3 protein-coding genes are annotated in these 3,322 nt (G+C 74.8%); all 3 read right to left on the bottom strand.

Features of this window, described 5'->3' with window-relative positions; all coding sequences use genetic code 11:
• Window positions 1-319: 319 nt before the first annotated feature.
• Window positions 320-1,159, bottom strand: a complete 840-nt coding sequence (locus tag HW445_RS23575) for a SigB/SigF/SigG family RNA polymerase sigma factor (protein ID WP_180222957.1) — start codon at window positions 1,157-1,159, stop codon at window positions 320-322.
• Window positions 1,160-1,410: 251 nt separating this feature from the next.
• A complete protein-coding gene (gene hemC, locus HW445_RS23570) occupies window positions 1,411-2,346 on the bottom strand; it encodes a hydroxymethylbilane synthase (protein ID WP_151773956.1) in 936 nt (311 codons plus the stop codon).
• A gap of 222 nt (window positions 2,347-2,568) precedes the next feature.
• A partial coding sequence (locus tag HW445_RS23565) for an ATP-dependent DNA ligase (RefSeq protein WP_180222956.1) occupies window positions 2,569-3,322 on the bottom strand: 754 nt, incomplete at its 5' end.

Below are 3,322 nucleotides of genomic sequence, written 5' to 3'. Positions count from 1 at the left end.
CCAACGTCAAGCTGCGCCAGGTCGCCGAGATGATCCTGCTCTGGGCCCGGACCGGCGACCTCCCGGCGGAGGTGCGGGCCGCCCTCGAGGAGGCCCTGCGCCGCCACGCCCCGCCCGGCCGCCCCGTGACCCGACCGCGTTTCAACGCCGCCGGGCCCGGTCACTCCGGTCACTGAGCTCGCTTTCGAACGGCTCCCGGGACGGTTCGGCAGTGAGCCCGTCCCAGCCGCCCGGCCGCCAGGCCGGGCGGCTGCCGTTCGCGCTGCCGTTCGCGGAGGCGCGGCCCGGCCGGTGGCCGGAGGCGTCCGCCGGACGGTGCTCACCACCCTTCCTCGCCGGTCGCGTCCAGCTCCTCGCGCAGCCGGTCGAAGCAGCCGCTGAGCAGCCGCGACACGTGCATCTGGGAGATGCCCAGCTGCTGGGCGATCCGGCTCTGCGTCATTCCGCGGAAGAACCTCAGGTAGAGGATGACCCGGTCCCGCTCGGACAGCGCCTCCAGGCAGGGCCGCACCGCCACCCGGTCCACCACCAGGTCGTAACCGGTCTCGACGGTCCCCAGCGCGTCCTCCAGCGCGTACCCCTCGGTGCCGGGCAGCTCCGCCTCCAGCGAGAGGGCGTGGAAGCACTCCAGCGCCTCCATGCCGGTGCGCACCTCGTCCTCGGTCAGCCCGGTGTACGCGGCGATCTCGGCGACGGTGGGCGAGCGGCCCTGGGTGGTCTGGGACAGCTCCTTCGCGGCCCGCCGGACCCGGTTGCGCAGGTCCTGGACCCTCCGGGGCACGTGCAGCGTCCACAGGTGGTCACGGAAGTGGCGTTTGATCTCGCCGGTGACGGTGGGCACCGCGTACGACTCGAAGGCGCAGCCGCGGGCCGGGTCGTAGTGGTCGACGGCCTTGACGAGGCCGAGCGCCGCCACCTGGTAGAGGTCCTCCAGGGCCTCACCGCGTCCCCGGAAGTTGACGGCGATCCGCTCGGCCATGGGGAGCCAGGCGCGGACCAGGTCGTCGCGCAGGGCGCGGTGTTCGGGACCCTCGGGGAGGGACGCCAGGCGGGCGAAGGCCGCCGCGGTGTCCGGGGCGTCGTCGTGCGGATGACCGCGGGACCGGGTGGTCCTGGTGCGAGTGGTGCGAGTGGTGCTGGTGGTGCTGGTGGCCGTCATACGGGCACCTCCCTCGGCTGGGCCGGCAGGGCGGTCACCGCGGGAGAGGCGCGCTCACGGACAGGTCCGGGACGCCGGGAGGGCCGTGCAGACCCCGTCTCCCGCGGCCGTGCCTCCTGTCCGAAGCACTGGAGGAGGAATTCCCTCTAACGGAGGAACCCAAACAAATCGGACACCTCACTCGTGAGGGGAGGAGCGCGGGAGGCCGCCGTCGGCCGGCCGGCGGCGAGGAGGCCGGCCGACGACGGGCGTCAGTGGTCGATCGAGTCGATCAGTTCCCGGGCGCCCTGGCGGAGCAGGGTGACGGCGACCGAGGTGCCCAGCGTCGCGGGGTCCAGCGGCCCGGCCCACTCGTGGGCGTTGAGCCGGGTCTTGCCGTCCGGGGTGAAGACGCACGCCCGCAGCGAGAGCTCGCCGGTGCGGTCGACCCGGGCGAAACCGGCGATCGGGCTGTTGCAGTGCCCCTGCAGGACGTGCAGGAACATCCGTTCGGCGGCGGCCTCCCGGTGGGTGTCCGGGTCGCCGAGCGGGGCGACCGCCTCGATCAGCCGGGTGTCCTCCTCACGGCACTGGAGGGCCAGGATGCCCGCGCCGATCGGCGGCATCATCGTCTCGGTGGAGAGCACCTCGCCGACCACGTCGGTCCGGCCGATCCGCTCCAGCCCCGACACGGCGAGGATCAGCGCGTCCGCCTCGCCCGCCGCCAGCTTCTCCAGCCGCCGGTTGGCGTTGCCGCGCATCGGCACACAGGTCAGGTGCGGGTGGGAGGCCGCCAGCTGGGCCACCCGGCGCACCGAAGAAGTGCCGATCCGGGTACCGGGCGGCAGCTCGTCGAGGGTGAGGCCGCCGGGGTGGACCAGCGCGTCGCGCACGTCGTCCCGGCGCAGGAAGGCGGCGAAGACGGTGCCGGCGGGCAGCGGGCGGTCGGCGGGGATGTCCTTCACGCAGTGGACCGCGAGGTCCGCCTCGCCGGCCAGCAGTGCGGCGTCCACCTCCTTGGTGAACGCCCCCTTGCCCTCCACCTGGGACAGCTCGCCCATCCACTTGTCGCCGGTCGTCTTCACCGGGACGACCTCGGTGCGCGTCGACGGATGGTGCAGGGCCAGTTCGGCGCGGACCCGTTCCACCTGGGCGAGGGCCATGGGGGAGTCGCGGGAGACGATGCGGACGATCTCAGGAGCCGACATGGGGCCACGATAGCCGTCAACAAGGGCCCCGTGGACCCCACGGACGCCCGTGGCGCGGGAGGGTGCTGCGCGCCCCCGGGCGCACGGGGACACCGGAGACACCGGGGGCCGGGCGCCCCGGGACGTCAGGGGCAGCAGGGACGCCAGGGACACCAGGGACGCCAGGGGCAGCAGGGACGCCGGGGGCAGCAGGGACGCCGGGCGTCCCGCGCCGTCCGCGCCTCACGTGCCGGAAGGGGGCTCCGTGCCGACGGGGAGGTCGGCCGAGGAGTCCTCCGGGGCGAGGTCCGGCCGGAGCCGCAACCAGGAGGGCTGGCGCAGCAGGCCCGCGCGGGTCCGGGTGCTGAAGCGGACCTCGCCGACCAGCCTCGGGACCACCCAGTGGGCCCCGGGCGCCTTGGGGGCCGGGGTGAACGGACAGACGCCGGTCGCCGCGGCGGCCAGCAGGCGGGCCAGGTCGGCGCGTTCCCCCTCGCTCCAGCCGGTACCGACACTGCCCACGTACCGCAGCAGGCCCTCCTCGTCACGCTGGCCCATCAGCACCGCGCCCGGCAGCCCGGTGAGCCGTCCCCGGCCGGGCAGCCAGCCGCCCACCACCACGTCCACCCCGGTCATGTGCCGGATCTTGATCCACGCACGGGAGCGCACCCCCGGCTCGTACCGCGAGTCCAGCCGCTTGCAGACCAGGCCTTCCAGCCCGTGCTCCCGGGTGAGGGCCAGCGCCTCTTCCCCGTGGCCGACGACCGCGGCGGGCGTCGACCAGTACGGGCCGGCCGGCGCCAGCGCCTCCAGCTCCCGGCGGCGGTGCGCGTAGGGGAGCCGCAGCAGGGAGCGGCCGTCCAGGTGCATCACGTCGAACAGCACCAGGTGCGCGGGAGCGGTCGCCGCGCGGCGGGCCGCCAGGGCGGGGGAGTGGGCCAGTCCCATCCGCGACTGGAGCAGCTGGAAGTCGGCGCGGCCCCGGTCGTCGAGGACC

Source organism: Streptomyces sp. UH6, from assembly GCF_013421635.1.
Taxonomy (GTDB): Bacteria; Actinomycetota; Actinomycetes; order Streptomycetales; family Streptomycetaceae; genus Streptomyces; species Streptomyces abyssomicinicus.
This window is presented reverse-complemented; position numbering and strand designations above follow the sequence as displayed.